6 protein-coding genes are annotated in these 6,388 nt (G+C 43.1%); 5 read left to right on the top strand and 1 reads right to left on the bottom strand.

What is annotated here, in order from left to right:
* Positions 1-120 precede the first annotated feature (120 nt).
* The 3 genes from JHD45_RS21665 (at position 121) to JHD45_RS21655 (ending at position 2,396) form a co-directional block, all read left to right on the top strand.
* Positions 121-861, top strand: a complete 741-nt coding sequence (locus tag JHD45_RS21665) for a helix-turn-helix domain-containing protein (protein ID WP_199478679.1) — start codon at positions 121-123, stop codon at positions 859-861.
* Between the two features lie 253 nt (positions 862-1,114).
* Complete coding sequence (gene hpaD / locus JHD45_RS21660) at positions 1,115-1,969, top strand: 3,4-dihydroxyphenylacetate 2,3-dioxygenase (protein ID WP_199478678.1); 855 nt, start codon at positions 1,115-1,117, stop codon at positions 1,967-1,969.
* A 4-nt stretch (positions 1,970-1,973) separates the two neighbouring features.
* Positions 1,974-2,396 (top strand): GlcG/HbpS family heme-binding protein, encoded by a 423-nt coding sequence (locus tag JHD45_RS21655; protein WP_199478677.1) that lies wholly within the window; start codon positions 1,974-1,976, stop codon positions 2,394-2,396.
* Positions 2,397-2,537: 141 nt separating this feature from the next.
* Here the strand turns inward: JHD45_RS21655 and JHD45_RS21650 are convergent, their stop codons facing one another.
* A complete protein-coding gene (locus JHD45_RS21650; RefSeq protein WP_199478676.1) occupies positions 2,538-3,896 on the bottom strand; it encodes an aldehyde dehydrogenase family protein in 1,359 nt (452 codons plus the stop codon).
* A 293-nt stretch (positions 3,897-4,189) separates the two neighbouring features.
* Here JHD45_RS21650 and JHD45_RS21645 point away from each other — a divergent pair, with 293 nt between their 5' ends.
* Both JHD45_RS21645 and JHD45_RS21640 read left to right on the top strand, forming a co-directional pair.
* The gene (locus tag JHD45_RS21645; RefSeq protein ID WP_199478675.1) at positions 4,190-5,359 is read left to right on the top strand and encodes a p-hydroxyphenylacetate 3-hydroxylase oxygenase component; all 1,170 of its coding nucleotides are present in this window, start codon (positions 4,190-4,192) and stop codon (positions 5,357-5,359) included.
* Positions 5,360-5,467: 108 nt separating this feature from the next.
* Complete coding sequence (locus JHD45_RS21640) at positions 5,468-6,382, top strand: p-hydroxyphenylacetate 3-hydroxylase reductase component (RefSeq protein ID WP_199478674.1); 915 nt, start codon at positions 5,468-5,470, stop codon at positions 6,380-6,382.
* Positions 6,383-6,388 lie beyond the last annotated feature (6 nt).

The raw sequence follows: 6,388 nt of genomic DNA, 5'->3' as shown, positions 1-6,388 counted from the left end.
AAAGTGCAATAATTTTCAAAACGGCTTTCAGTGAACCAGAGATGAAATTTTGACCTTTGAATAAGACGGATTTATCAAAAGAGGTCCCCTAACAAGAACTTATAATAAGGGCATGAAAAAATGGTAACTTTAAGCTTATACCAATCATTACCGAGCCTGATAGAAAGCATTGGTCAAGAACACTTCTATGACCAAGTTGCCCACTCTATCCAAACCCTTGATGCCATTGATGAGATTAAAATTGTCAGTTACTCGAAAGCGGACAAGCCCGTTCTTCTTGGCGAGTGTCCCATGTCCAAACTGGACAAGATCTATTGCGAATCGGCGTATCTGTTGGACCCCGTTTACGACTTGGTTTGCCAAAAAAACCACAAAGAGATGGTCACTCTCGACAGCCTAGTAACACAGGAGTTTTATCAATCAGCCTACTATGACAGTTTTTACCAACAACTCGGCTGGCAGAATGAGACGAATATCGTGATTGGCACTCAAGATGGTAGAAGCATATGCATTGCGTATTCCACAAATGATAACCACCGAGCACAAAAAATGGCTTATGACGAGCTAACCCTCACCCTAAACCCAATAAAAACGGCGATTCAAACGCACGAGCGTATTCGTTCAAGCAACGTCACAGACAAAAAATTAACACTGTCTAAGCCTCAACCTGACTCAAATTTATCCAATTTAACCAAGAGAGAAAAAGAAATCGTTGGGTTTATCTTAGATGGTTTATCTTCCAGCAAGATTGCCAGTAAATGTTTTGTCTCAGAAGGAACCGTCAAGAATCATAGGAAAAATATATACCGCAAGCTCGGTATCAAATCCCAGGCAGAACTCTTCCATCATTTTATCGCTTAAAGTGACCCTCGATGAAGTCAATCCAAAAAATGATCAATAGTCGGATTTTGTTGGAAGCAAAGCGCTTGTTCACATACACAAATAAAAACTTGAAAGAAACTTTTTATACTCTGGGTAACGCTAGTGACCGAATTTGATTCAGAGATTGCTGTAAGTCAACGTTAGTTTCATTTTATAAGAAAGCAGATTGAAGACGCGTTAAAAACATCATTTACTTAACATGTTAATAAAAATAACATCGTTAGGAGATTTTATGGGAAAGTTAAGCATCGCCGCCAAAGTCACTCACGTTCCAACCATGTTGCTTTCTGAGCAACCTGGGCGATTAGAAGGATGTCGACAAGAAGCCATCAATGGCCACAAAGAGATAGCACGTAGAGCGAAGGAAGCCGGTGTCGACACTATTGTTGTCCTTGACACTCATTGGCTCGTCAATGCAGGACATCATATTAATGCAAATCGTCATTACGAAGGTGTCTACACCAGTCATGAATTCCCTCATTTCATTCAAGACCTTGCGTATTCCTATGATGGCAACCCAGAATTGGGCGACCTGATTGCCAATACCGCAACAGAGAAAGGTGTCCATATGATCTCTCATCAAGTAGAAACCTTGGATCTCGAATACGGTACCTTGGTTCCTATGCGCTACATGAACGAGGACAAACATTTCAAAGTTCTTTCGATCGCGGCGTGGTGCACAGTGCATTCCTTAGAAGAATCGCGCCTCATTGGAGAAGCCATTCGCGAGGCAATCGAAAACAGTGACAATAACGTCATGTTGATTGCTTCTGGCTCTTTATCCCATCAAATATGGGAAAACCATCTTTATGCGCAAAACAATGGCACGTTTACCATTTCGCGGGAATTCCATCGCCAAGTGGATTTGAGAGTGCTAGATCTTTGGCAATCTGGCGAGACACAAACCTTTCTAGATATGCTGCCCGAATATGCTAAATTTTGCTGCGGCGAAGGCGGCATGCATGATACGGCAATGCTCTTTGGCGCCTTAGGTTGGAAAGATTATCAAGGTAAAGCCGAAATTATTACTAACTACTTCCCGAGTTCTGGTACCGGACAAGCAAATGTCCTTTTCCCAATCGAGTGAGACTATGCAACATAAAACAATCATCAAACACACATTAAGCACAACAGCAGCACTACAACTTTGTAGTGTTGCCGTCCAGCATGCAGAAACACTGGGCATTGATATCTGCATAACGGTTGTCTGCCCTTCTGGTAACGTGTTAGCAAGCGCTGCCATGAACCATGCGCCAAGTATTTCCTTTGACGTTTCCCGCAAAAAAGCCATTACCGCAGCCTCCTTTAAGATCCCAACAAAGGACTGGCAAACCCGCCTAGCCGATAAAAACAACACGCTTTTCGCACTGCAAAGTGAACCGAATTTCACGTTTTTAGGTGGTGGGTTGCCGATTACGATCGAGGGCAATCTAGTCGGAGCCATTGGCATTTCAGGCGGCAGCGAATTGCAAGATATTGATTGCGCGACCAGCGCCATAAACAGCCTTATCTAAGCGTCTTTTTGGCAGAGATATCGGCATCGAATAGTGCTGATCTTTAGGAGACGCCGCTATTCTAGGCATAATACAAATAAAAGCGCCTGATGATCACATCAGGCGCTTTCAGTCGATTACTCAGAATTCGGATACGTTGTGTTATTTAGAACGGTTTACCACTTTACGTAGCGTATTCTCAAGCAAACCTTCCATACCAAACTCTACGCCAATACCGGATCCTTTGTTTCCACCAAATGGCACATGAGGCAACACTTCCGCATGATTATTTACCCACACAGTCCCCGAATCCAGCTGATTCACAACCCATTCCAGCTCAGGAGATGCTTCTCCCCATACCGATCCACCTAAAGCAAACTCTTTATGAATAGCATGCTTCATCACTTCTTCAAGATCGTCGTAAGGAATAACCGGAAGAACGGGGCCAAACTGCTCATCGCATACCACATCAATGTCATGGCGCGATGTTTTGATAATCGTCGGTGCGATGAAATAGCCGTTCAAACCTGGTGGAAGCTCTGCCGCAATCACTTCTGCACCAGAAGCTTGTGCGCTTGCAATCATGGCTTTCACTTTCTCGTATTGTGTTTGATTCTGAACTGGGCCGAACGTCACGCCTTCTTTCATGCCCTCGCCAACGACTTGGCTAGCAGCAATCTTAGTTAGCGCATCACACAATGCATCGTACTTAGAGCGATGAACATACAAGCGTTTCAAACAAGCACAAGTTTGACCCATATTGATAAATGAAGACATAAAGATCTTCTCGGCCAATTTATCGATATCGGCGTTTTCCAACACAATACCAGCGTCATTACCACCAAGCTCTAAAGTTACCTTTTTAAGGTCGTTCGCTACCAAAGAGGCAATACGCTTACCGACTGGAGTCGAGCCAGTAAACACGATTTTTTTCACATCAGGGTGAGTAACTAAAGGTTCACCCATGCCACCTTCTCCCACAAACGCTTGCACCAAGTTTGGTACAGTATGTTCATTGATGATTTCTGCTAAGCGAATGGTGTTGATAGGCGTTAATGACGAAGGCTTAATGACAACACTGTTCCCTGCTTTGATGGCAGGAATAACATGCCAAATGGCAATCATTAAAGGCCAGTTCCATGGTGTGATAGAAGCCACAACACCAATCGGTGTACGATGCACCTCTACACGTCTAACTTCACTGTCTTCAATGACTTCTGGGGCTAAATTCAGGTCAGCATTGTAACGAGTCCAAGCCACCGCACCACCTACTTCAAATTGCGCTAATGAAAGCGGCTTACCTTGTTCTGAGGTAATGATTTCAGCAAGTTCTGCACTATTTTCTTCAAGCGCCGCCGCGACTTTATGTAGCGCAGCAAAGCGCTCCTCATGAGTTTTTTGGCTCCAAACTGAAAATGCAGTCTTTGACTTTTCAATGATGCCATCTAGCTCTTCGACGCTGGAAGCTTCAACACTCTTATAGATTTGTTTTGTGGCTGGGTTAATAACATCAAGGCTCATGAAAACTCCGCTTATTTTTATATTAAGGTTAAAAAAACTAAATGAATACAAGCCCACAAACCATGTCCCTAAAGGGATATTTTATGTCTATTTAAGGCAATAGGATTTCATGAACTAAGTAAATTCACTATCGTCCTCTCTTATTTTAAAAAGTAACGTTTGGTATTTTTCAGGAATCAAAAACAAGACATTCTAGAAAAGTCCTAAGTTTTGCTCAAAAATAACATTCATAAAAATGTGCCTTCGCCTAATACTGACTCCTATCAGAACAAAAACAAGACAAGGCCAAACTTATGAAACGTGCGAACCCTTTATTAAAAGACCTTCAAGCAGTTCTTCCAGAAATTGCCAAAAATGCGATTAAAACAGAAGAACTAAGAAAAGTACCCGCTGAAAATATCGAACTTTTGAAAAAGATTGGTTTACATAAAGCTTTTCTACCTAAAGCTTATGGCGGTTACGAAATCTCCTTACCTGAATTTGGTGATTGCATTGCCGCTCTCGCTGGCGCCTGTTGCAGCACCGCTTGGGCATTCAGCTTGCTTTGCACCCACAACCATCAACTAGCTATGTTTCCAAAACAACTTCAAGACGAAGTCTGGAAAAACACACCAGATGCCGTTGCCTGCAGCAGTATCGCGCCATTTGGTCGCTATGAAGAAGCCGATGGTGGCATCATTTTTAATGGTGACATGAAGTGGAGTAGCGGTTGTGACCACGCACAATGGGCCATTGTGGGCTTTTTAAGAGATAATGCTGAAGGCACAAAAGACTATTGTTTTGCGGTTATTCCAGAATCAGATTACGCCATTGATGACGATTGGCACTCCATGGCAATGAAAGGGTCTGGTACGAAAACACTACAGATCAAAGACGCCTTTGTACCCGAACACCGTATTCAAAAAGCCAAAGACATGATGGAAGGCAAATCCGCTGGATATGGCTTGTATCCTGACAGTAACATCTTCTACGCACCGTACCGCCCTTACTTCGCCTCAGGTTTTGCTGCTATGGCGCTTGGCACGGCAGAAAGAATGTTAGAAGTTTATAAAGAAGTGACGGCTAACCGAGTTCGCGCTTATACCGGCGCTAAAGTGAATGCGGCGATCCCTGCCATCCTTCGCACAGGTGAATCAACTCATCAAATTCTAGCGGCTCGCGCCTTCTTAGAAAAAACTTGGGAAGAACATGCCGAGCATGCTGAAGCCCATCGCTATCCAGACCGTCAAACATTGGCACACTGGAGAACAAACCAAGCCTATGCGGTTAAAATGTGTATCGAAGCCGTTGATCGCATGTTTAGTGCAATCGGTGCCAACAACTGGTTACTAGACAAAGAAGCACAGCGAATATTCCGTGATTGTCATATGTGTGGCGCTCATGCTTATACCGATTACGATGTTTGTGCGCAAATTATTGGTCGTGAGGTTATGGGGTTAGAGCCAGATCCAACTCTACTTTAATAACTATCTACTTTAGTAATTAAGCACACAATATCGAGATACAAGTGTTTAGCCATGATGAGTCATGGCTAAACAGAATAGGTATAAATAAAAATAAGAGAGAATTCTATGAACTTCGACCCTAAAGAATTCCGTCGCTGCCTTGGTAATTTTGCCACAGGTGTTACGGTCATTACCGCAAAATCTCCTGACGGTACGAAAGTTGGTGTAACCGCTAACAGCTTTAACTCCGTGTCTCTTGATCCACCATTGGTATTGTGGAGTATCGTTAAAACATCAAGCAGCTATACCGTGTTTGAAAAATCCGATCATTTTACTGTCAATATTTTAGCCGCAGATCAAATTGATTTATCCAACAATTTTGCGAAACCAAGCGACGATAAATTTGCCAATGTTGAAACACATCCTGGTGTCGGTGGTGCCCCACTACTCACTAATACAGCGGCCAATTTTCAATGTGAAAAATACCAAGTCGTCGATGGCGGTGATCACTGGATTATGATTGGTAAAGTCGTTGCGTTTGAAAACCATGGTCGTGCGCCATTACTTTATGTTCAGGGTAGCTATGCTGGCGCGATTCCTTTTACTGGCGCCAAAACACCTGCTCTGAATGTGGCATCGGATAAAACATTAGCCCGTTTGCACGACAGTGCTATCTATCTTATGCATAAAGTGCTGCAGAAGGTTCAAGAGAACTATCTACCAAAGCAGTCTGCAACAGGCCTCAGTACCAGCGAAGCTCGATTGCTACTCGTCTTAAGTGATACCACAGGCGTCACCCTAGATGACTTAAGCAACCTGGTGACTATTCCATCCGTGGATGTGACTGATGGTGTTGAAAGCCTAAAAGGTTTTGGCTTGATTAACCGTGATTTATCACTGACTGAAAAAGGTCAGGAAATGGCTGAGCGATTATGGGCTATCTCCAATCAGCAACAAGCAGACATCTTTGCAAACTTTAAAGAAGATGAATTAGCCAGTTTTAAACAGCAACTACAACATTTGTTAAAACAATTGGCTTAATTAACG

It is taken from the genome of Marinomonas spartinae, assembly GCF_016461715.1.
In the GTDB taxonomy this organism is placed as follows: domain Bacteria; phylum Pseudomonadota; class Gammaproteobacteria; order Pseudomonadales; family Marinomonadaceae; genus Marinomonas; species Marinomonas spartinae_A.
This window is presented reverse-complemented; position numbering and strand designations above follow the sequence as displayed.